Origin of the sequence: Chryseobacterium sp. MIQD13, assembly GCF_050496705.1 — a bacterium.
GTDB lineage: Bacteria > Bacteroidota > Bacteroidia > Flavobacteriales > Weeksellaceae > Chryseobacterium.
In genome coordinates, this window is sequence record NZ_JBNWAF010000003.1 from 511,231 (window position 1) to 532,201 (window position 20,971).

The 20,971-nt window shown below is 36.4% G+C and carries 21 protein-coding genes; 13 read left to right on the forward strand and 8 right to left on the reverse strand.

Annotation, left to right across the window (positions count from 1 at the left end; translation table 11 throughout):
- Window positions 1-11: 11 nt before the first annotated feature.
- Complete coding sequence (gene tyrS, locus ACQWU4_RS14685) at window positions 12-1,307, reverse strand: tyrosine--tRNA ligase (protein ID WP_429936495.1); 1,296 nt, start codon at window positions 1,305-1,307, stop codon at window positions 12-14.
- 113 nt (window positions 1,308-1,420) lie between these two features.
- Between tyrS and ACQWU4_RS14690 the strand changes: the two genes are divergently transcribed.
- Window positions 1,421-1,981: an RNA polymerase sigma factor gene (locus ACQWU4_RS14690; RefSeq protein ID WP_429936496.1), complete on the forward strand. Its 561-nt coding sequence runs from the start codon at window positions 1,421-1,423 to the stop codon at window positions 1,979-1,981.
- 240 nt (window positions 1,982-2,221) lie between these two features.
- Complete coding sequence (lipA, locus tag ACQWU4_RS14695) at window positions 2,222-3,088, forward strand: lipoyl synthase (protein WP_429936497.1); 867 nt, start codon at window positions 2,222-2,224, stop codon at window positions 3,086-3,088.
- 67 nt (window positions 3,089-3,155) lie between these two features.
- On the opposite strand, the gene ACQWU4_RS14700 is transcribed toward lipA, so the two are convergent.
- Window positions 3,156-4,457, reverse strand: a complete 1,302-nt coding sequence (locus ACQWU4_RS14700) for a serine hydrolase domain-containing protein (protein ID WP_429936498.1) — start codon at window positions 4,455-4,457, stop codon at window positions 3,156-3,158.
- Between the two features lie 191 nt (window positions 4,458-4,648).
- Between ACQWU4_RS14700 and ACQWU4_RS14705 the strand changes: the two genes are divergently transcribed.
- Entirely contained in the window at window positions 4,649-4,912 is a 264-nt protein-coding gene (locus ACQWU4_RS14705; protein WP_429936499.1) for a hypothetical protein, read from the forward strand.
- Window positions 4,913-4,956: 44 nt separating this feature from the next.
- On the opposite strand, the gene ACQWU4_RS14710 is transcribed toward ACQWU4_RS14705, so the two are convergent.
- Window positions 4,957-5,817, reverse strand: a complete 861-nt coding sequence (locus ACQWU4_RS14710) for an AraC family transcriptional regulator (protein ID WP_429936500.1) — start codon at window positions 5,815-5,817, stop codon at window positions 4,957-4,959.
- Between the two features lie 195 nt (window positions 5,818-6,012).
- Between ACQWU4_RS14710 and ACQWU4_RS14715 the strand changes: the two genes are divergently transcribed.
- On the forward strand, window positions 6,013-7,215 hold the full coding sequence (locus ACQWU4_RS14715) for an MFS transporter (protein ID WP_429936501.1): 1,203 nt from the start codon (window positions 6,013-6,015) through the stop codon (window positions 7,213-7,215).
- Window positions 7,216-7,299: 84 nt separating this feature from the next.
- Here ACQWU4_RS14715 and ACQWU4_RS14720 read toward each other — a convergent pair whose 3' ends face one another.
- The gene (locus ACQWU4_RS14720) at window positions 7,300-7,680 is read right to left on the reverse strand and encodes an STAS/SEC14 domain-containing protein (protein ID WP_429936502.1); all 381 of its coding nucleotides are present in this window, start codon (window positions 7,678-7,680) and stop codon (window positions 7,300-7,302) included.
- A 115-nt stretch (window positions 7,681-7,795) separates the two neighbouring features.
- Between ACQWU4_RS14720 and ACQWU4_RS14725 the strand changes: the two genes are divergently transcribed.
- Window positions 7,796-9,001 (forward strand): NAD(P)/FAD-dependent oxidoreductase, encoded by a 1,206-nt coding sequence (locus ACQWU4_RS14725; protein ID WP_429936503.1) that lies wholly within the window; start codon window positions 7,796-7,798, stop codon window positions 8,999-9,001.
- Between the two features lie 33 nt (window positions 9,002-9,034).
- On the opposite strand, the gene ACQWU4_RS14730 is transcribed toward ACQWU4_RS14725, so the two are convergent.
- The gene (locus ACQWU4_RS14730) at window positions 9,035-9,610 is read right to left on the reverse strand and encodes a Crp/Fnr family transcriptional regulator (RefSeq protein ID WP_429936504.1); all 576 of its coding nucleotides are present in this window, start codon (window positions 9,608-9,610) and stop codon (window positions 9,035-9,037) included.
- A gap of 193 nt (window positions 9,611-9,803) precedes the next feature.
- Between ACQWU4_RS14730 and ACQWU4_RS14735 the strand changes: the two genes are divergently transcribed.
- Complete coding sequence (locus ACQWU4_RS14735) at window positions 9,804-10,493, forward strand: hypothetical protein (protein ID WP_429936505.1); 690 nt, start codon at window positions 9,804-9,806, stop codon at window positions 10,491-10,493.
- 106 nt (window positions 10,494-10,599) lie between these two features.
- On the opposite strand, the gene ACQWU4_RS14740 is transcribed toward ACQWU4_RS14735, so the two are convergent.
- From ACQWU4_RS14740 to ACQWU4_RS14750, 3 genes are all read right to left on the reverse strand, one after another.
- Window positions 10,600-11,793, reverse strand: coding sequence for a vWA domain-containing protein (locus ACQWU4_RS14740; RefSeq protein ID WP_429936506.1), 1,194 nt, complete (start codon window positions 11,791-11,793; stop codon window positions 10,600-10,602).
- An 18-nt stretch (window positions 11,794-11,811) separates the two neighbouring features.
- A complete protein-coding gene (locus ACQWU4_RS14745) occupies window positions 11,812-13,413 on the reverse strand; it encodes a DUF4139 domain-containing protein (protein ID WP_429936507.1) in 1,602 nt (533 codons plus the stop codon).
- Window positions 13,414-13,567: 154 nt separating this feature from the next.
- The gene (locus ACQWU4_RS14750) at window positions 13,568-14,242 is read right to left on the reverse strand and encodes an SIMPL domain-containing protein (RefSeq protein WP_429936508.1); all 675 of its coding nucleotides are present in this window, start codon (window positions 14,240-14,242) and stop codon (window positions 13,568-13,570) included.
- A 402-nt stretch (window positions 14,243-14,644) separates the two neighbouring features.
- Between ACQWU4_RS14750 and ACQWU4_RS14755 the strand changes: the two genes are divergently transcribed.
- From ACQWU4_RS14755 to ACQWU4_RS14785, 7 genes are all read left to right on the forward strand, one after another.
- Window positions 14,645-16,432, forward strand: a complete 1,788-nt coding sequence (locus ACQWU4_RS14755; protein WP_429936509.1) for a tetratricopeptide repeat-containing sensor histidine kinase — start codon at window positions 14,645-14,647, stop codon at window positions 16,430-16,432.
- 86 nt (window positions 16,433-16,518) lie between these two features.
- Window positions 16,519-17,214 carry a DUF4386 domain-containing protein gene (locus tag ACQWU4_RS14760; RefSeq protein ID WP_429936510.1) on the forward strand — a complete coding sequence of 232 codons (696 nt, stop codon included), beginning with the start codon at window positions 16,519-16,521 and terminating at the stop codon, window positions 17,212-17,214.
- Window positions 17,215-17,239: 25 nt separating this feature from the next.
- A complete protein-coding gene (locus tag ACQWU4_RS14765; RefSeq protein ID WP_429936511.1) occupies window positions 17,240-17,656 on the forward strand; it encodes a DUF6326 family protein in 417 nt (138 codons plus the stop codon).
- Between the two features lie 104 nt (window positions 17,657-17,760).
- The gene (locus ACQWU4_RS14770; protein WP_429936512.1) at window positions 17,761-18,495 is read left to right on the forward strand and encodes a LytR/AlgR family response regulator transcription factor; all 735 of its coding nucleotides are present in this window, start codon (window positions 17,761-17,763) and stop codon (window positions 18,493-18,495) included.
- A gap of 72 nt (window positions 18,496-18,567) precedes the next feature.
- Entirely contained in the window at window positions 18,568-19,110 is a 543-nt protein-coding gene (locus ACQWU4_RS14775) for a lipocalin family protein (protein WP_429936513.1), read from the forward strand.
- A gap of 125 nt (window positions 19,111-19,235) precedes the next feature.
- On the forward strand, window positions 19,236-20,486 hold the full coding sequence (locus ACQWU4_RS14780; RefSeq protein WP_429936514.1) for a CinA family nicotinamide mononucleotide deamidase-related protein: 1,251 nt from the start codon (window positions 19,236-19,238) through the stop codon (window positions 20,484-20,486).
- Between the two features lie 28 nt (window positions 20,487-20,514).
- Window positions 20,515-20,913 carry a hypothetical protein gene (locus tag ACQWU4_RS14785; protein ID WP_429936515.1) on the forward strand — a complete coding sequence of 133 codons (399 nt, stop codon included), beginning with the start codon at window positions 20,515-20,517 and terminating at the stop codon, window positions 20,911-20,913.
- The last annotated feature ends 58 nt before the right edge of the window (window positions 20,914-20,971 follow it).

Below are 20,971 nucleotides of genomic sequence, written 5' to 3' on the forward strand. Positions count from 1 at the left end.
CCTCTTTTATTTTATATTGTTTTTACAATAAAGTAACTTTTCTTACCTTTTTGAAGCAGTAAAAATTTACCGTCAATCAGCTCACTTTCGTTGGCTGTATAGGTGTCATTTACCTTTTCTTTGTTTACAGAGATTGCATTTCCTTTGATTTCTCTCTGGGCCTCACTTTTAGACTTTAAGAACCCTGATTTTTCAGAAAGAAGATCAATGATGCTTACTCCCAGAACATCTGTCTTTGGAAGCTCTTTCTGAGGAACACCGTCAAATACCTCAAGGAAAGTTTCCTCATCAAGGCTTACCAGATCTTCAGCAGTAGAACGTCCGAAAAGGATTTCAGAGGCTTTCACCGCTTTTTCATATTCTTCTCTGCCATGTACCCATACAGTAACTTCTTCAGCTAATTTCTTCTGAAGTTTTCTTTCATGGGGAGCTGTTTTGTGTTCTTCAATTAAAGCTTCAATTTCCTCCTTACCTAAGAATGTATAGAATTTGATAAATCTTTCAGCATCCTCATCCGTAGCATTCAGCCAGAACTGGTAGAATTTGTACGGTGAAGTTTTCTTTTTATCCAGCCAGTAGTTTTCTCCGCTTTCCGACTTCCCGAATTTAGAACCGTCAGCTTTGGTGATCAAAGGAACGGTTAATGCAAATGCTTCTCCCTGGGCCTTTCTGCGGATCAGTTCCGTACCTGTGGTAATATTTCCCCACTGGTCAGAACCTCCCATCTGAAGCTTTACATTGTTATTCTGATACAGATGAAGGAAATCATATCCCTGGATAAGCTGGTAAGTAAATTCCGTAAAACTCATCCCGTCTGCTCCTCCGTCTCCCGAAAATCTCTTCTTTACAGAGTCTTTCGCCATCATATAATTGACTGTGATGTTTTTTCCTACGTTTTTGGCAAAATCAAGGAAAGAAATATTTTTCATCCAGTCATAATTGTTGACCAATTCTGCTTTGTTGGGACCGTCACCGTTAAAATCCAGAAATCTTGAAAGCTGGTTCTTTAAACAGTCAACATAGTGAAGAAGAGTAGCTTCATCCAGCAGGTTTCTTTCTGCAGACTTCCCTGAAGGGTCACCAATCATCCCTGTAGCACCTCCTACCAAAGCGATCGGCTTGTGCCCGTGCTGCTGGAAATGCGCTAAAATTTTGATCTGGATAAGACTTCCGATATGCAAAGAATCAGCAGTCGGGTCGAAACCAATATATGCAGTAGTTACCTCTTTATTCAGCTGTTCATCGGTTCCTGGCATCATATCGGCAAAAAGACCACGCCATTTTAGTTCTTCTATAAAGGAATTCATCTATAATTTTCTTTAAAATTTTACCGTGCAAAGATAAGAAATTCATGGGTATAATGAGAACAGAGAAATATGCCTCTTTGTTCTTTCACTTAAAAAAATTATATTTGTTAGTAATGAACGACGAACAGCTATTTCTGCTTATTCAAAAGGCAAAAGAAAAGGACCAGAAAGCCCAGACCAGACTCATCAATATCTTTTGGGTGGATGTTTTCTCTTTTGTGATGAAGAAAGTAAGAGATGAAAATGATGCAGATGAGATCACGGTAAATGTTTTTTCCAAAGTACTGTCGAAACTGGATATGTACGATCCTCATTTTCAGTTTAAAACCTGGATATTAACCATTGCCCAGAATACAGTGATTGATTTCTGGAGAAAAAGAAGCCGTGAAAATCAGGATCCGACCGAAAACCTAGATGAGGTTAAAAACCAATTTGCAAAATCCCCTGAAGAGCTGATGATCTCTGATGAAGAACAGAAAAAAATCATCAAAACCATTGAATCACTCGATGCCAATTACCAGGATATTATCAGATTAAGGTTTTTTGAGGAAAAAAGCATTAAAGAGATTGCAGAAGAACTTGGAATTTCCATTGCCAATACTAAAGTAAGGGTGATGCGTGCCAAAAAGGTTCTTGCTGAACTGCTGAAAAATAATGAATTTGATGATAATTAGTAATTTAATTATTAAGAATCTATACTTAAAAGGCTTGGCTTAAGAGAGTTTAATGGTCAACCACCCCGTCAAAAATTCTTTGAATTTTCGCCACCCCTCCAGGGGAGGGGAATTTGGAGCCGACGAATTTTTGTCTTTTTAGGAATAGTAATTTCTCTGTTTCACATTATCTGTTCCATCAATTTTTCCGGTAGATGGTTTCCATTAAAAATTCCTTAACTTTGAACTTCAATTTTAGAAATGGAAAATTTAGTTCAAGATACTACCGTTCAGAAACCAAAGTGGATCCGTGTAAAACTTCCTACCGGAAAAAACTACAGGGAGCTTAGGACTTTGGTCGACAAATATAAATTAAATACCATATGCCAGAGCGGAAGCTGTCCGAATATGGGTGAATGTTGGGGAGAAGGAACGGCAACGTTCATGATCCTGGGGAATATCTGTACAAGAAGCTGCGGATTCTGCGGTGTAAAAACAGGAAAACCGCTTGATGTAAACTGGGATGAGCCTGAAAAAGTAGCGCGTTCCATCAAATTGATGAAGATCAAACATGCGGTTCTTACTTCTGTAGACCGTGATGATCTTAAAGATATGGGATCCATCCTTTGGGGTGAAACTGTAAATGCAGTAAGAAGAATTTCTCCGGGTACAACAATGGAAACGCTTATTCCCGACTTCCAGGGAATTACGAAACACCTTGACAGATTGGTTGCTGTAGCTCCGGAAGTAATTTCCCACAATATGGAAACTGTAAAACGTCTTACGAGAGAAGTGAGAATACAGGCTAAATATGAAAGAAGCTTAGAAGTTCTGAGATATTTAAAAGAAGCAGGCCAGAGAAGAACAAAAACTGGGGTAATGCTTGGCCTGGGCGAAACTAAAGATGAGGTTTTCCAGACGATTGAAGACATCAGAAATGCCAATGTAGATGTGATTACGCTTGGACAGTATCTTCAGCCTACCAAAAAGCATCTGCCTGTAAAAAAATTCATTACACCGGAAGAGTTTGATGAATTCGGAGATTTTGCAAGAAGCCTAGGCTTCAGACACGTAGAAAGTTCTCCATTAGTAAGAAGTTCTTACCACGCTGAAAAACATATCCACTAAAAATATAAACCGCTTCACTTTGAAGCGGTTTTTTATGATGTATGCTTTTTAACACATTAATTTTTACTTATTGATCTTTAGTGAACTGATATTTTTGTCCTCTTTGTTTTAAAAGCATTTTCTTTTCTGAAGGATTAAATTCAATGATAATTCCTGAGGCAAAATATTCAAACTTATTTTCTCCAATTTTATCGAGAACGAATGGAGAGTCCCCTATAACTTCGGCCTTTAAAAATTTACCTTCATAAGACAGCTTCAATTTAATGGGAAGTTCGGATGAGTTGTAAGTTCCGGTATAGAGCCCGGCTTCTGTACTGTTTATCTGTCTTTCTGATAAACTCCTTTTGTTTTTGTAAATACAGTTTAGAAGGTAATAAACAAAATCATCCTTGCTGAGTCTCTCCCCGTTTAAAACCAGTGAAATGGCTATTCTGTTGTTGGGATCATATAAAACAATGCTGTGAGAACCATAAGTATCTCCATGATGGCCATATAAAATATTTCCACCAAACGAAGTATTGATTAATCCTCTTCCAAAGAAATCTCCATCTGTGGGGGTCATTGCTTTTAAAGAAGCTTTGCTAATAATTTTGCCTGTAAACAGTTGGGAAATAAAAAGATTGGTATCATACATGGTAGAGGCAATGTCACCAACACCAATTACATTTTCAAAATAAAAATCATCTGTTTTTTTCCAGCCGTCTTCATACAGGTAGGATGGAGCAATATTATTGTAATTATGATTATGAAAAGAAGCAAAATTCTGCAGCTTAAGAGGTTTTATTATTGTTTTTTCTAAAGCCGCACTGTAGCTGGAATTGTATTTTTTTTCTATGATTTTGGCAAGTAAATAATAGGCAGAATTAGAATATAAAACTTTTTCACCGGGTTGAAATGCATAACCCTGTTTTATTATTTCATCAATAATTTCTTTTTGAGAGGCTTGTTTTTTCAACCAATGGTTATTGCTGTCTTTTATTATGAAATTCTGCAATCCGCTGGTGTGTTCCAGAAGATTTTTAATTGTTATGTTATCTGAGTTTGGAATTTCAGGGAAAAAGGAAGAAAGTTTATCATTTAAAGTAATTTTCTTTTCATCAACTAATTTGAACACCAATGTTGCGGTAATCATTTTGGAAACAGAACCTATATTGTATTTTAGGTTAGGAGTTATTTTCAATGCTGATATATTGATGTCTCCAAAAGTTCTTTTATAGACTTCTTCTCCATTTTTAAAAACAGAAACAGAGCCCATGTCCTGGTTATTGTTTTCAATAGCGGTTATTAAGCTGTCAATCCTGATTTTGCTTATATTTTGAGAATACCCTTTTATTGAAAAAAGAAGGATAAATAAAATAATATTTTTCATTTCAGTTTTTTTAATTTATAATAATCTGGATGTTATCTGGAAGTTCTTAATTATTTATAAATATATCGATTAACTGTATATATCAATATTTTTTATTTACTCTTTTGAAACTGAATTTTTAGAGAGTATTCATTATATTAGCAATAATTCTCTTTACTGCAGAAAAGAAGAGCTTCAAAAAACATTATGAAATGATCAGAAAAACAGACCTGTTCTCTGGTGTGATTATCTTACTGGGAATTGCATTTTATTATTGGATATTAGGCAGTTATTTTCCTGGTAAGAAAATAGTGCTTTCTGCTTTAATTATTTTAAATGGTATTGGGCTTATGGTCCATATTAAATATTTTGATTCTTATAAAAAAGGGACCTATGTTACATTTATGGGATATCTTGCAACGCTGGGATTCGTACTCATTACGACAGCATTGGAACTTTTAGAAATATTTAAATAGCAATTCTTTCCTTGCAGGTATTAATCAGGCTAGTATATCCGTTATTAACTATGTACTTCAATATTCTTCAAATGTTTTTTCCTGAATTCTGATGGAGTTTCACCGGTATGCTGCTTAAATAACTTATTAAAATAAGACAGACTCTCAAAACCCACCTGAAAGCAAACCTCCGTCACAGAATAGTCCTTCAGCAGGAATATCTTAGCCTGATTGATCCTGTAATTATTAACAAAATCCGTAAAAGTCATATTCGTCTGCTTTTTAAAATAGCGGCAGAAGGCAGGAGTGCTGAGACTTACAATCTTTGCAATTTCATTAACGTTAGGCTTCTTGTCGTAATTTTCGTGAATATAATCATAGATGGTTCCCATTCTGATTTTGTCGTTCAGAAACCATTTTATCCTTGTATCTTCCTTGTTCAGTTCTTTTACTTCATCTGAAGAAGCAAGGGTTTGCAGGATTTCGATTAACCCTATCAGGGATTCAAAAGAACTTTTATCCTTGATGGTATTTAGTTTTTCAACAACCCTTTTTTTTGTTTCTCCTGAGAACGAAAGTCCCAGATATGATCTTTCCAGAAGTTTTTTAATATTTTCAAACTCAGGTACGGGAATAATAATATCCTGAAGAAAATTTTCCCGCATCTGAAGCACCAGCTGTCTGCATTCCGTCTGGATACCGTAATCAAAATTAAGATGTGGTACATTGGAACCTATCAGAAGCAGATCACTTTCAGTAAAAACAGAAATATCCCGTCCAACGTGGCGTATTCCATTGATTGCTTCCACATAAACAAGTTCTATTTCCGGATGATGATGCCAGAAAAAACAGTTTTTTAAAGACGGTGAGAAAAGCTTAAAAGATTTACCGTTTTCAAACTCTATGACCTCTTTCTGAATTTTCATACTGTTCTCTTTTGATTGATTCTGATTTTAAAATTACACAAATAGGTTAATATGGAGCAAATTTTTATCATTTTAAGAGAAGTGGAAACCGATATTTCTCACGAATTTTGCCTTTTCAAAATAAAATTAGCTGCTACTTTTATTTTTTAGAAAAAAATCAATTAAAATTAATTCGAAAAAGAAGTTTACTGACAAATGAAGATTGATAAAAGAATAATACCGCTGGCAATAGGCGGGCTGGGAATCGGAACTACCGAATTTACCGTTATGGGACTGCTTCCCGATATTGCCAATACCTTAAAAATTACCATTCCTGAAGCTGGCCACCTGATTTCAGCTTATGCTATGGGAGTTGTGATCGGAGCACCAATCCTGATTGGGTATTCCGTAAAATTTCCGCCAAAAAAAGTGTTGATGGTTCTGATGATCCTTTTCACATTATTTAATGGACTTTCCGCGGTAGCACCCGACTATACAACAATGATGATTATCAGGTTTATGTCCGGGCTTCCTCATGGCGCATTTTTCGGAGTTGGAACTGTAGTGGCATCCCGTATGGCCGGAAAAGGGAAGGAGGCATTTTATATATCCTTGATGTTTACAGGGCTTACGGTGGCTAATCTTGTGATGGTTCCGCTGGTTACGTATATCGGACATGTTTATCATTGGAGGCTGTACTTTGCAATTGTAGCATTAATAGGGCTTTTTGCCATATTGTTCCTGAAATTATGGCTTCCTGCTATAGAGTCCAATCAGGATACCCATTTTATGGAAGAGCTTAAATTTCTTAAAAACAAACAGTCCTGGCTGGTTTTAGGGATAACTGCCATTGGATTTGGAGGGCTTTTTACATGGTTCAGCTATATTACACCTTTAATGACAATAGTTGCGGGGATTCAAAGCAATCAGATGGCTTATGTCATGATCCTTGCAGGAGCAGGAATGGTTGTCGGAAACCTTGCCGGAGGATTTATTTCCGATAGACTTGGGCCTGAAAAAACATGTGTATTACTGATCTTTCTGATGATGATTTCCCTTGCAGGTGTATTTTTCCTTGCAGAATATCAGAATTTAGCCCTTGTACTGACATTTGTTTGTGGAGCACTTTCGATGTCCGTTGCTGCACCTATCAATATCATGATGATGAAAGCCGCACCTAAAAGTGAAATGATGGCTGCTGCGTTTATGCAGGCCGCTTTTAATATTGCCAATGCAATGGGGGCATTTTTAGGGGGAATTCCTCTGGAATATGGATTCTCATTTAAATATCCTTCACTGGTAGGAGTGGGGATGACATTCATCGGACTGGCAATAAGTCTGAGATACAGGTATCTGTACGGCAAAGAAGCTCCCGACAGTGAGGATACAGCTATGGAATGCGTCCCTTGTGATAAATAAAATATGACAATTGAAATAACAATTTAAATACAAAAGAGACTTTGTCCACATGAACAAAGTCTCTTTTTTCTTTATAAAATAATTTTACACTTCTACTTCATTACCGTTCTTACACCAGTAAAGTGCATTATATAAGTTTTCTTTAGGGAAAGATTTAAACTCTCCCGGCATCAGAACACTGAAAATATCTGTAAAATTCTGTACACCCTCTTTATCCGTAACAATAGCCGTCCTGTTCCATCTTGTAAGGTTCTTTAATCCTAAAAGGGCATCTTCAAGCCATGCTCCTGCGGTAAACTTATCCAGATCAGTATCCAAATACAATAAGTAATTCAGCTCGCCAAACTGATCTACTTTTTCTTTTACATGAGGAATGACAAGGTTGTCAAAATCTTCTTTAGTCACTTCTCCGGTTGCATTGAATGCTGCAACATTCTCCGGAGCTTCTGGAATAATCGTTATCATAATAATTATTTTAGGTGGTTGGATTTTAGAACTGGGTACAATAATTGCACCATAAAATGATAATAAATAGTTAAAATACTTATAAATATTATTGTTTTTAATGTAATATTCAATTATGGATTTAAAATCGAATGAACCTTTCTGGCTTTTAAAGAATGGATTAACAGTTTCCTATCCCTCCCTGAAATCTGATGAAATCTGTGATGTATTAATCATAGGAGGTGGGATTACAGGAAGTCTTATTGCTCATCAGATGATAAAGGATGGTTATAAAACGATCCTGATTGATAAGCGTGAGCTTTGTAACGGAAGTACTTCTGCCACAACTTCCATGCTGCAGTATGAAATAGATGTTCCCCTTTTTGAACTGACTGAAAAAATAGGAAAAAAAGGAGCATTGGAAAGTTATAAAGCCTGTTCTGATGCTATAGACACTCTTGAAAAGCTTTCAAAACTGATTAAATCTGAAGCAGGTTTTAAGCGTAAGAAATCTTTGTACTTTGCTTCGAAAAAGAAAGATGTGGCTTGGCTTAAAGAAGAATACAAAGCGAGGAAAAATGCCGGATTTGAGGTGAAGTGGCTCGAAGCAGATCAAATTAAGGAACAGTTTGGATTTGAAAATACATACGGCGGAATTGTTTCCAGGCAGGGAGCCAGTATTGATGCCTTTAAGTTTGCCCATGAATTATTTGAGCATAACGTAAAAAAAGGACTGAAAATTTTTGATAAAACTGAAATGAAGAAGGTGGAATACCATAAAGGTTTTAATCTGGTAACAACAAAAAGCGGTTTTCAGATCAAAGCTGAAAAAGTCATCTACTGTATCGGTTATGAAAGTAAAAACCTGCTGAAAGAAAACTTTGTTAATTTAAAAAGTACTTATGCCATTGTTTCGGAAATAGATAATGACAAATTCAGAAATATCAGCAGCACACTGGTCTGGAATACAGATGATCCTTACATCTACATGCGGACGACAGATGACGGAAGGCTTCTGATTGGTGGTGGTGATGAGGATTTCTATGATGCCGGAAAGCGTGATGCTTTATTAAACAAAAAAGAAAAAGAGATCCTGAAAAGCCTTAAAAAGATAAAACCCGACTGTCATTTCTATACCGACTTTGTCTGGGCCGGAACTTTTGGAGAAACTCAGGATGGACTGCCTTATATCGGAGTGCATAAAAAATTTAAAAACTCTTATTTTGTTCTGGGTTTCGGAGGAAATGGAATCACTTTTTCTGTGACGGGAATGGGAATGGCTTCCGATTTTATGAAAAACAGGAAGCATGTACTTTCAGGATATTTTAAATTCGGAAGATAAAGACCGGGCGGAGAAGTGCTGAAACTGTCAGATTTATTTTTTGTTATAATATCTTTTTTTCAGCCTGCTGAGGGAAACGGGGTGCATACCAAGATAAGTAGCGAGATCTTTAGATTTTACCCGTAAAATTAATTTTGAATTATGATTAAGTAAATTCAGGTATCTTTTTTCGGGGGACAGATGAAGAAAAGAAGAAAACTTATGATAGATCTCCATTGCTGTTTTTCTCCAAAACATTAATAGTAGTGCTGAAATATTGGGGTGTTTGTTGATATTATTCTCCAGATCATTATAATTGAATAAAAATATTGTTGTTTCTTCTAAGGTTTCATAGGTTAATGATGAGGGACGTTTCTGCATTAAAACCTCGATAGATCCGTAGACATTATTTTCATGAAAAAACCACACAGTTTTGTTTTTTTTATCGTAAGCGCGTATTAATCCTTTCGCAATTACACCTACATGATCAGTTTCGTCACCTCTATATAATACTATTTTATTGGCAGGATAATTTATTATTTTTACCATACCAAGTAGTTTTTGTTTATCATTTTCATCTAAAAATTCATTCTGGTCAAAATAAATTTTTATAAATTCGTCGTAATTCATATTGTGTTTTTGAATCAGGAATTTATAAATATTATTTAATTTATTAGGACTAATGAATTTATTTTAATTCTATTATTAACATTGGTTAATAAATAGATTAGCATTAGATAATAAATCACTGTTTAATGAAATTGAAGTAAACATATTCTCTCTCTAAAATCTAAATTTGCTTAACTAACAAATCCTACAGATCATGAAAAGCAAAGAAAGTATTTTAGTATTACTGTTTGTTCTGTTGACAGTAAGAGTTTGGTCCCAGATAGGTATAAACACTGATGCTCCGACAGCGATGTTAGACGTCAATGGTAATCTTAGGCTTCGCGAAGCGGAAAAATGTATAGAAGCATCTTGTGCAGATTCTCTTTTGGTGAGAAACAGTGGGGGATATGTTCAGACAGTTTCAAGAGATCAGGTATTCAATTCAAGTGGAAGATCATATGTTTCCGGTACCGGAGTAAATACCACGATTCCGTTGGTTGCTATTTCAGGACTTACCAATTGGTTAAAGATTGTATTTGATAAGGAGCTGATAGATGAGCATAACGATTTCAATATATCTAATAATACATTTACTGCCCCAAAAGATGGAATTTATGAAGTATATGTACAGATGAAAGTCTCTTCCCTGGTTTCCCTTGATGATTTGGGAGTAGGCATTTTTGTAAAAAAGGGATCTGCTGTTCCTACGTTAATAGCAGAAGAAACCTATACAAATGTGACTGTTCTTACTGCAATTAATGTATCCCCGCCTACAAGGAGAACCCAGACCATGGTAGCTTTAAATGCAGGAGACCAGCTGCTTTTCGGTGTGAAAACAACACTCGTATCCTTGAATTTACTGTCGGGAACTTCATCATTGTTTACTATTCATCAGATAAAATAGAAGCAGAATGATTGATAATTACAAAATGAAACGGATATGAAGACACTGTCAGATCCGAAAACCATTGAAAAAGCCGTTTCATTAGTTTGAAACGGCTTTTTGACACCTAAAGACTGTAGCCATTCTTTTTGGCAAGTTCCATGATAGAACTTTCTATAGCTTTTCCAAGATCATCAGAATCCGAGCTGCCTCTTTTCTTCATTTCTGCATCAATAAAACTTTGGCGTTTTTTAGACAGTTCTTCAATTTCCTTTTGAATCTTTCCGCGTTCCGCAGATTTTGCAGCAACTGCTTTTTTGATCTCTTCTTTATTTTTACCTTTTAATTCAGCAGGTAATGCATCTTCCTTCACGGTGGTAATAAAATCTGCATCTTTTTCAGCTTTGTCTACAAGATCCCAGTGATCATTTTTATAAGCATTCTTCTTAGACTTGGCAACGGTTCTTTCCACATAATTGGAAACCGACTGCACTTCGGCATTTTTGTCCTGAGCAGCCTGCTTAAGCTTATATTCAGAGCCGTGGCTTCCGTAATAAATGTAAGTGTCATTCAGTTTTGTATTACATTCCGAGATCCTTACATCATATGGTGTTTCAATATAAATCACCTTCCTGTCGCTGTCGATATTGAAATATTTTCCACCGCCTGTAACAGCTCCGTCCTGCCAGAACGTCTGAGTGCCTTCATCTCTGCTTCCACAGAAAATAGTATTCGTGTAGATATTTTTGTTTTTTGCTTTTGAAATTACTTCTTTGTAATTTATTTTCCCCTGATCAAAGGGCTCATTGCCTGCAATATAGATCAGTTTCATACTTTTTTCATTACCATCCCAGTTCAGATTTGCTGAAGCATCTCTGATCACGGCACCGCAATATTCATTTCCGCCGTTGGTTCTCAGGGCAAATAATTTCTCGGAAACCAGATCCAGATCCTGTGTAAGCGGAGTTACCTGGCGGATGTAGTTTTCATCCCGTATGCCGTCATTTCCGTATTCATAAAGCGCAATTTCGATCTGAGGAGCCTGCCCGTTGTATTTCAGTGTGGTTAAGGTGTTCACAATATTCCACAGTCTCGATTTCGCCTGATCAATAAGTCCGTCCATACTGTTGGAAGTATCCAGCAGCAGTGCCACCTGAATCTTATTGTCTTTCGTGGTTGTTATTGCCGGAATTGCAGAAGCATTTTGGATCAATGCCTCTCTGCCGGGTGTATTACTGTTTGAACAGCGGATTTCTGAAAAACTTCCGGAGCTTAAAAAAGCGGTAGCGGCTGTCAGTGCTAAGATTTTTAAAGTTGTCATAATATTGTTTTTTATTGGTTATCTGTTATAATATTGTATCTGCATATCTTTAGGGTACTTCACTTCATAAGAGAAATTGATTTTGTCCGAACTTCCGCTGTTGATATTTCTGTTCCAAAGGATGCTTCCTGTTTTATCATCAAAACTTCCGTTTCCTATTTCCAAAGCTTTAACAAGTATTTTAGAATTTTCACTGATCGGAAGCTGGTCAAGGATTTCCAGCTCGATGCTTTCCTTTGTATTGTTTCTGATGCTGATCTGATAGGATTCAGTGTCCCACTTATTAGTATTCAGTGTTTTTTGAGAGATTTTGTCTTCCAGTTTGATCCTTTTTACGGTAATTCTTTCGTCTGCACCCAGAGAAATCGGGAATTCATCTTTTACATAATTGCTTGTGATATTGGTTTTACCGATATAATTATCTTCAAAATAGATATTGGCTTCACCGGAGATCAGATTAAGATTTTGCCAGTTTTTAATGAAAGCCATCAGGAACACCTGGTTGTTCAGTTTCGGAACTGTATGGTATTTGTATGTAGCATCAATTTGCTTTTTATCTAGAATTACATACTGTTCTTTTTCCTGGCTCAAAATTGTCTGGTCATAATTAAGCTCATAAATGACATTCATCTGGCTGTCCGATACTGTTGCTACCGGAATCTGGCTTGGCTTCACAGCAGCATCTTCTCTCATTTGATAAGAATTTACTTCTTTTGCAACAGCTTTTAGTCTGTAGTTCGCTGTTTCACTCTGAGCATTATAAGCCGAATATTCAGCCACATAAAGTGGAGAAAGAATTGGTCTATCCTGATTGTAAGAAGGTCTGTAGGTGGAAACAAATAATTTTATATTTTTCCAATCCTGTCCTGTTTTCTGATAAATTTTTCCTTTATAAACCATTTCAAGCGGTTTCTTTACAGATTCAGCGCGTAAATCGTAGGAAGGAACCCAGCCAGCATCAGAAACGATATAGCTTACTCCTAAATTGAGACTGGTTTCATTGTCTGCAAGGATTTCCAGAACAAGTTCTTTCCTGTTGGTATTTTTATTCGTCTGTTCTTCTGCAGACTGCTTATTGATTTTAGCAATACCTTCATCCAAAGCTGTTTTCTGTTCATTCAAAATAAAAACCTGGTTATCGATCTCCAGCATTCTTTTTCTGTAAAACTCGGTCAGCTTCATCAGCTGTTCCTGGGGAGTAGACCTGTCATTGGTGGAAACTTTTAAATTATCGTTGATGATATTCTGTTCTCCGGTCAGATTCTTGATCTGGATGTTCAGCAGATTGACCTGTCTCTGTAATTTTTTTCTTTCATCATCAAGTTTTTTTTCGCTGTCAGATAATTCATCATTTTTCAGAAAATTACTCTGGGGCGTGATGGAAAGTAGGGTAGTATTCTTTTCAAGATTGATCTTATAAGTGTTTTCGTCCAGATTATTGGGAAGATTGATGATTCTTACCATATTTCTTCCTTTCTGAAGATTCAAATGAGTGCTCCCGACAACTTTAGCGCCTTGCAGGTATACGGTGGCCTGCTTTACCTCGATTTCTTTTTTGATTTCCTGTGCATTTAAAAACGAAACAGAAAATACGATGAGTAGTAATAAATAACGTTTCATAGTTTATTGTTTTAAATTCTTGAAGTAAAATTATCCGTATTTAAAGCTGAAAATTTGTAGACTTGGTGAAACATAGCTTTCACTTGGTGAGCTTATAAACTGAGCTTTAAAAAGAAAAACAGCCCTTTCGGACTGTTTCTTAAATCTGTTCATTCTAAAGGATTTCGTATCTTGTTTTGATACTGTATTTAATTTTGATATTCTCTATATTATCAAAAGAAATGTCTGCAGGAGCATCCGCTGCTTCCAGCTGTATATTTCTCATACTGCTTTTGTAAGCCACGGGAAGCACGGTATCACTTGTATAGTCTTCAATTTCTACAATCTCAAGAGGATTACCCGTCTTTTTGCCCATACTTTCCAACAGATAATCAGCTTTCTCTTTCGCAGCTTTTAACGCATTGATTTTAACCGTTTTCCGAAAATCTGAAATTTTAGTGTTCTTTACTTCTGCTATATTCAGATTGCTTACCCATTTCTGGTTCAGGTCTTCAAATATTTTGCTGATATTCGCCTTCGTATTGGCTTTGAATGTATAGCTTTTTGTAAATTTTCCGTTTTTGGCATATATATTCTGATACATGGATTTAAACTTGATGTCATCATTCTTTACCCCAGCATTTTTCAACGTTTCAAACAGTTTCTTTTCATTATCTGCCAACTCATTCTTGTTATCTGCTTTAATACCGATACTGAAGATAATTTCATCCGGTTCCACTTCCATTTCTGCAATACCTGTTACTTCAATTGCATTTTTCTTTACTTCCTGTGCATTTGCAAAACTTCCCAGAGTAAAGATACCGATCAATAAAAAATGTCTTAATTTCATAATTTCTTGTTTTAAATTCTGAAGTAAAATTACTGCGATCCGGAACCTGAAATTGGGAGACTTGGTGAATTGAGGCTTTCACTTGGTGGATGACTCGAAATAGGAAAAACCTTTGGATAGGAGTTTTTTTACCATTTTTGAAATGGGATTTTAAATCATTAAGATTGTATTTAAGTTATTAAGAATATTAAGAAGAGGCTTTGCTTGAGAGCTTAAAAATCAGAATGATTTATCTCAACTAAACTTCACAGCTTAATAAAATCTTAATGGTTAAGAAAATAATAAAAGCCTAACAGCCTCATTTTTAATCCACACAACTTGGTGAAACAGAGTTTTGACTTGGTAAAGAATTGAAAAGATTATATAAAGTTTTACTTACTTTGCACTAAAGATCTGAAATCCGTGAAATTAGTTTTTAAAATACTCTTCATCTTTATCCTTGCTGCAGGAAATTTCTGTACAGCACAGGATTCTACACGGGTTACACAGGCCTATAAATCTGCAGTAAGACTGAAAAAAGCTGTAGATAATAATGATAATAAAGGAGTGGCAGATTCTTATGTAGGAATTGCCAACGATTATTACAATCAGGGAAACTATGCCAAAAGCGAAGAATTTTTGGTTAAAGCCAGAAACATTTATAAAAACCTTAATGACAAAAAAAACCTGGAGACAGTTACCCGGAAAATTGCCCAGTCACAGGAAAAGCAGAACAAAATAACTCCGGCTATCAGTAATTACAACAGAGCTGCGGAGATAAGTTATAGTGAAAAAAGTAGAGCAGTCAATACCAATGATGCAGCCAGACTTTCTTCCCCTTCAGCTGAACAGAAAGCGGAAGCCATTCAGGATAATATCAATATAAGCCTCAAGGACAAGGATAAAGGTGATCTTGCCACAAGCTATAGCCAGATGGCAGATGTGAATATACAGCAGAAAGATATTCCCAAAGCAGAAGAAAACCTAAATAATGCTTATGTTCTTTCCAAAAAAGAAGCGCCTCAGCAGGCTTTGGAGATCAATCAGAAACTTACAGATTTCTATGTCGAGAACAGGAATTTTGAAAAGGCCATTGAAGCCAAAAAGAAAGTCCTGAAAGAAGATTTCGTTAAAGAAAACTCACAGGAAAAAGTCAATCAGATTCAGGAACTGGCCGATATTTATATTAAAAAAAATGACCCCGAAGAAGCCGTAGTATTATTAAAAAATGCCTATGGAATTGCTCTGGAAAAAGGACATACGCTGGAAGCACAAAAAAGTGTAAAAAGACTGGACAGTCTTTACAATATAACAGGAAATACCGATGCCTCAGTTTCACTGTACAGAGATTTTCTTGGAAAACTTCCTGATCTGGTTTCTAAGGACAGAAGCCTTGTAGACAATAAAATTCTGGAAGATACTGAGCAGAGGATTTCCCAGCTTGAAAAAGAAAAAGAGCTGAAAGATGCACTGATCCGGAGAAAAAATATATTTAATTACAGTCTGATTGGAGCTTTGGTCCTGCTTACCGGACTGATTGTTTTTATTTTCAGGACACTGAAGAAAGTTCAGATCAAAAATAAAAAAATTGCCCTTCAGTCATTACGGCGTGAAATGAATCCGCATTTTATCTTTAACAGTTTAAACAGCGTCAATCACTTTATTGCAACCAATAATGAACTGGAAGCCAATCAGTATCTGACGAAATTCTCCAAATTAATGCGTGGTGTAATGGAAAATTCCGCCGAAGACTTCATTCCTTTACAGCAGGAACTGGATCTGCTTCAAAATTATCTTGCCCTCGAAAAGACACGTTTTGCTGATAAGTTCGATTACGAAATTGATGTAGATGAAAGCCTGAATATGCAAAACCTGAAAATTCCGGGAATGCTCATTCAGCCGTTCCTCGAAAATGCAGTATGGCATGGATTGCGCTACAGAGCCGAAAAAGGATTTTTAAAACTGAATTTTACCAAAGAAAGTCAACGCTTAAAAATCACTATTGAGGACAACGGAATAGGTATTGAAGACAGCAAAAAACAGAAAACACAGCACCAGAAAACCAGAGAAGGCAGGGGAATGAAAAATACACTCGAAAGGATCAGCCTGCTGAATGACCTTTATCATCAGGATATTCAATGCAGAGTCACGGATAAAAAAGATAAATCAGGGGTTTTGGTAGAGATTAGTTATAAAAATAACAATTTTTAAAAGAATTGTTTAAAATTTTATTAACATACTTCGTTTTCATGTAACAAAATAAAAATGGTCTCGTCTTATTAGTTAAAACTAAAAAGATGACTATTGAAAACAAAACAGCACGACTGGCAGGGCTTATTTATCTCGTTGTCATACTGACAGGGCTTTTCAGTTTAATGTATGTGCCCTCAAAACTGATAGTCTGGGAAAACCCTTCGCTTACATTTCAGAATATTTCTTCTTCAGCACAGTTATTCAGGGCAGGGATTGCCGGAAGTATGCTCTGTTATATTGCCTTTACCTTCCTTCCCCTTATTCTGTATAAATTGTTGAAAAATGTCAATGGGAACTATGCAAAACTCATGGTGGTTCTTGCGTTAATCAGTGTTCCTGTCTCCTTTATCAATCTGCAGAGCAAATTTTCTGTCCTTACCATTGTTGAAGGAGCCGGGTATTTAAAAGCATTTAATGAAGAACAGCTGCAGTCCCAGGTTATGTTTTTGCTGAATATGTACAATAAAGGAATTTTAATTGTTCAGATCTTTTGGGGGCTCTGGCTTCTGCCATTCGGATATCTGGTGTATAAATCAGGCTTTTTACCCCGGATCTTAGGTCTATTTTTGATGTTGGGCTGTCTGGGCTATGTACTTAACGTTTTTGGCAGAACAGTCATTCCTCATTTTTCAGATTATGCTGTATCAGATTACATGACACTTCCTGCTTCCATAGGAGAAATAGGTACGTGTTTATGGCTGTTGATTGCCGGAGTGAAAAATAAAAATCTTAACAAATAAATTTTAATTTAAAAACACCTTAATCATGAATAATTCTGCAAAATTTGAAGACGTGAAAGTCAATATCAAAATTATACTTTCAGGTCTTTGGGCCGCTGTCACGCTGTGCTATCTCTACGGAGATTATTTTGAACTCTATGTACCCGATAAAGCAAAAGGACTTGTGGAAGGAACCAACCTGCTGGATACCCCTCTAAAACTGTTCATTGCAGCTTTTGCACTATCACTTCCGGCAGTAATGGTTTTTCTGTCACTCATTTTAAAACCAAAGATCAACAGAATACTCAATATTGCTTTAGGCATATTTTTTACAGCTGTTATGCTGCTTATAGCGGTTATTTCCCTTACGGCATGGCGTGCATTTTATGTTTTCCTGGCCCTGTTGGAAAGCTTTATAACAATATTGATTGTAATCTATGCCTGGAAATGGAAACGGGCATAAAAGACCGGATGAGTTTGAGTTTTATTCTGCATAATGATTTTGTAAGCCAAATATTTTTTATTTTTACATGAATATCCGGATGTTTTACCGGATCAGATTGAAAAATGAAAATAAAATCCGTAATTGTAGACGATGAGGTTATTGCAAGAGAAGTTCTCAGGAATTATCTCACAAAATACTGTCCGCAGGTAGAAATTGCGGGAGAGGCGGAAAACATCAGAGAAGCCGTTCCGCTGATTGCAGAAAACCAGCCCCAATTAGTCTTTCTGGATGTAGAAATGCCTTTCGGGAATGCCTTTGATGTATTGGAAGCTACCAAAGATTTCTCCTATGAAACCATCTTTATCACGGCATTTTCACAATACTCACTACAGGCGCTCAATAAATCTGCAAGCTATTATATTTTAAAACCTATTGATATTCAGGAGCTTATTTTAGCTGTGAATAAAGTGGCAGAAAGCCTTGAAAAGAAAGAAGAGCTCAACCGCAATAAAATTCTCCTTGAAAACTTAAAATTAAAGCCTGAAAAACAACAGCTTATCCTGCCGACACTTCAGGGATTTGATGTGGTAAAAACCGAAGACATCTTAAGGCTGCAGGCAGACGGAAATTTTACACAAGTTTATCTTACGGACGGTTCAAAAAAAATGGTATGCCGTTTTTTAAAACATTTTGATGATCTGCTTGAAAATCCGTTTGTAAGAGTTCACCGTTCCCATATCATCAATGCAGGATTTGTAAAATCTTACCATAAAAGCGGAACCGTTATGCTTACGGATGATACGGAAATTGAAGTTTCCGGCAGTTTTAAAGATAACTTTCTGAAAGTCTTTTCTTAGAATTTATTGTTCCTTAACAGTCTAAAGGCACTATTTTTGACGTTTTCATCACAATCACAAAATATTCCGGTTATGAAAACCCTTCAGAAAATTGCCGTTCCGGTCACATTAGGTGTTCTGGGGCTGATGATCTACAATTCATATTCTGCGGGAATCCCGAAAGGAGCAACGGCAGTCAATAATTTTGATGCTAAAAAATACCTCGGAAGATGGTATGAAATTGCCCGTTTCGATTATAAATTCGAGAAAAATATGGACAGTGTCACTGCCGAATATTCTGGAAATCCTGACGGCTCCATTCGTGTCAGCAATAAAGGATACGATTATCTTCAAAAAGTCTGGAAAGAATCCATCGGGGAAGCAAAATTTGTAAAAGATAAAACCATAGGCCGTCTTAAAGTTTCATTTTTCAAACCAATCTGGGCCGGATACAACGTTATTGATATAGACGAGGATTATCAGTATGCCTTAGTAGCAGGAAACAGCTTAAAATATCTGTGGATCCTATCCAGAACAACATCCCTTCCCGAAAGCATCAGGCAGCGCTTTATTGAAAAAGCCAGAAAGATCGGTTATAATACAGATGATCTTATCTGGGTGAAACATAACCAGTGATTAGGATAATCCTGATGATTATAGTTTTAAACAGTATCATTCAGAGATAGAAAAAATCATTTTATGTTGTCGCAGCCACAGATTTTACCGTCATTTGCAGAAGATTTTTTTTCGAGAATTTAAATATGGAAAAAGCCGTTCTAATTACTATCGGTGACGAGATCCTTTCCGGAAACACCGTTGATACCAATTCTAATTTTATTGCCACGGAACTTAAAAATATAGGCATACAGGTTATACAGATCTTTACGATTTCAGACGAGATTGAGACCATTAAAAATACTCTGAAAACGGCATTTGAAATTGGGGATCTTGTTATTACTACAGGCGGTCTTGGACCGACGAGGGATGATAAAACCAAAAAAGCACTTGCTGAATTTTTCAATGATGAAATAGCACTGGACGAGGCTACTTTCAGCCATCTTAAAAATTATATGGAAAGAAGGGGCAGGATTGATATTCTCGAAAGAAACAGAGAACAAGCCTTCGTTCCCACAAAATCCGTTGTTTTTCAAAACCATTTCGGAACCGCACCATGTATGATGATGGAGCAGGATGGAAAACTATCTTTCAGCCTTCCAGGGGTTCCTTATGAAGTAAAACCATTGATTAAGGATCAGATTATTCCCTATTTAAAAGACAAATTCAACCTTTATTATATCCATACCAGAATAGTTTCCGTAGTAGGGATTCCCGAAAGTATTCTTGCAGACATCATTGAAGACTGGGAACTTGCTCTTCCTGAAAATATGGCACTTTCCTATCTTCCGGTAGGAACACGTGTAAAGCTCAGGTTAACTGCTTCAGGTGAAAACGAAGCGATCCTGAAACAGCAGGCAGAAGATGAAATTCAGAAACTTTTACCTTTAGTGGGAGATCATGTGATCGCAGTAACTGAAGATAAAATTGAAAAGATTCTGGCAGAGATCCTTACAGAAAGAAAACTGACCATTTCTACAGCAGAAAGCTGTACGGGGGGTGAGCTGGCAAAAATGATCACATCCGTTTCCGGAAGTTCAAAATATTTTATCGGAGGTATTGTAGCTTATGCCACAGAAAAGAAAATTGAAATTTTACAGGTTTCCAAAGAGACGGTAGAAGAGTTCACGGTGGTAAGCGAGCAGGTAGCAGGTGAAATGGCAAAAGGATGCCAGAGATTGTTTGATACTGATATTTCCCTTTCTACAACAGGGGTAGCAGGCCCGGGAAAGGGTGAGGACGGTAAAGAAGTGGGAACTGTTTTTTATACCATCCGGATCAAGGATAAGGAAGTAACTTCAAAATTATATATGCCTCATCTGGAAAGACTTGATTTTATGAATTTTGTTTCCCAGAAAATTATTCAGGATCTTGTAGGGCTTCTTGTAAATACTTAGATGTCAGTTGATTTGTGGCGTTATACAGATGTTCTGGAAACAGCGCCAGACATTCCTTAACCCGAAATACAAAGGGCTCGGGCTTTGGGCAATGCCTAATATTTTATTATTCCAGTATATCATTCCGTCCTTTTCCCCATTGGCAGACTTGATCATGTTCTTTGGAATTTTATCCGGAAACGGAGGAAAAATACTTACTTATTATCTGATTTTCCTGTTGGTAGATGCTTCTCTGGCTCTCACTGCGTTTGTTATGCAGCGGGAAAAACTGAGTGGCCTGCTGTATATTATCCCTCAGAGATTTGGATACAGATGGCTGATGTATATTGTGTTATTCAGAAGTTTAAGAAAAGCACTGAAAGGAGAAATGCAGTCCTGGGGATTTTTAAAAAGAACAGGAAATGTAAAAGAGATCGCAGCGTCCTGATATTTGTTTAAATTTGTTATTTATAAAAGTAACAAAATATAAAAAATATAGACATATT

Bases quoted from the DNA above. Each gene is read 5' to 3' on its own strand.
- tyrS (WP_429936495.1), bottom strand. From the start codon at position 1,307: ATGAATTCCTTTATAGAAGAACTAAAATGGCGTGGTCTTTTTGCCGAT.
- ACQWU4_RS14690 (WP_429936496.1), top strand. From the start codon at position 1,421: ATGAACGACGAACAGCTATTTCTGCTTATTCAAAAGGCAAAAGAAAAG.
- lipA (WP_429936497.1), top strand. From the start codon at position 2,222: ATGGAAAATTTAGTTCAAGATACTACCGTTCAGAAACCAAAGTGGATC.
- ACQWU4_RS14700 (WP_429936498.1), bottom strand. From the start codon at position 4,457: ATGAAAAATATTATTTTATTTATCCTTCTTTTTTCAATAAAAGGGTAT.
- ACQWU4_RS14705 (WP_429936499.1), top strand. From the start codon at position 4,649: ATGATCAGAAAAACAGACCTGTTCTCTGGTGTGATTATCTTACTGGGA.
- ACQWU4_RS14710 (WP_429936500.1), bottom strand. From the start codon at position 5,817: ATGAAAATTCAGAAAGAGGTCATAGAGTTTGAAAACGGTAAATCTTTT.
- ACQWU4_RS14715 (WP_429936501.1), top strand. From the start codon at position 6,013: ATGAAGATTGATAAAAGAATAATACCGCTGGCAATAGGCGGGCTGGGA.
- ACQWU4_RS14720 (WP_429936502.1), bottom strand. From the start codon at position 7,680: ATGATAACGATTATTCCAGAAGCTCCGGAGAATGTTGCAGCATTCAAT.
- ACQWU4_RS14725 (WP_429936503.1), top strand. From the start codon at position 7,796: ATGGATTTAAAATCGAATGAACCTTTCTGGCTTTTAAAGAATGGATTA.
- ACQWU4_RS14730 (WP_429936504.1), bottom strand. From the start codon at position 9,610: ATGAATTACGACGAATTTATAAAAATTTATTTTGACCAGAATGAATTT.
- ACQWU4_RS14735 (WP_429936505.1), top strand. From the start codon at position 9,804: ATGAAAAGCAAAGAAAGTATTTTAGTATTACTGTTTGTTCTGTTGACA.
- ACQWU4_RS14740 (WP_429936506.1), bottom strand. From the start codon at position 11,793: ATGACAACTTTAAAAATCTTAGCACTGACAGCCGCTACCGCTTTTTTA.
- ACQWU4_RS14745 (WP_429936507.1), bottom strand. From the start codon at position 13,413: ATGAAACGTTATTTATTACTACTCATCGTATTTTCTGTTTCGTTTTTA.
- ACQWU4_RS14750 (WP_429936508.1), bottom strand. From the start codon at position 14,242: ATGAAATTAAGACATTTTTTATTGATCGGTATCTTTACTCTGGGAAGT.
- ACQWU4_RS14760 (WP_429936510.1), top strand. From the start codon at position 16,519: ATGACTATTGAAAACAAAACAGCACGACTGGCAGGGCTTATTTATCTC.
- ACQWU4_RS14765 (WP_429936511.1), top strand. From the start codon at position 17,240: ATGAATAATTCTGCAAAATTTGAAGACGTGAAAGTCAATATCAAAATT.
- ACQWU4_RS14770 (WP_429936512.1), top strand. From the start codon at position 17,761: ATGAAAATAAAATCCGTAATTGTAGACGATGAGGTTATTGCAAGAGAA.
- ACQWU4_RS14775 (WP_429936513.1), top strand. From the start codon at position 18,568: ATGAAAACCCTTCAGAAAATTGCCGTTCCGGTCACATTAGGTGTTCTG.
- ACQWU4_RS14780 (WP_429936514.1), top strand. From the start codon at position 19,236: ATGGAAAAAGCCGTTCTAATTACTATCGGTGACGAGATCCTTTCCGGA.
- ACQWU4_RS14785 (WP_429936515.1), top strand. From the start codon at position 20,515: ATGTTCTGGAAACAGCGCCAGACATTCCTTAACCCGAAATACAAAGGG.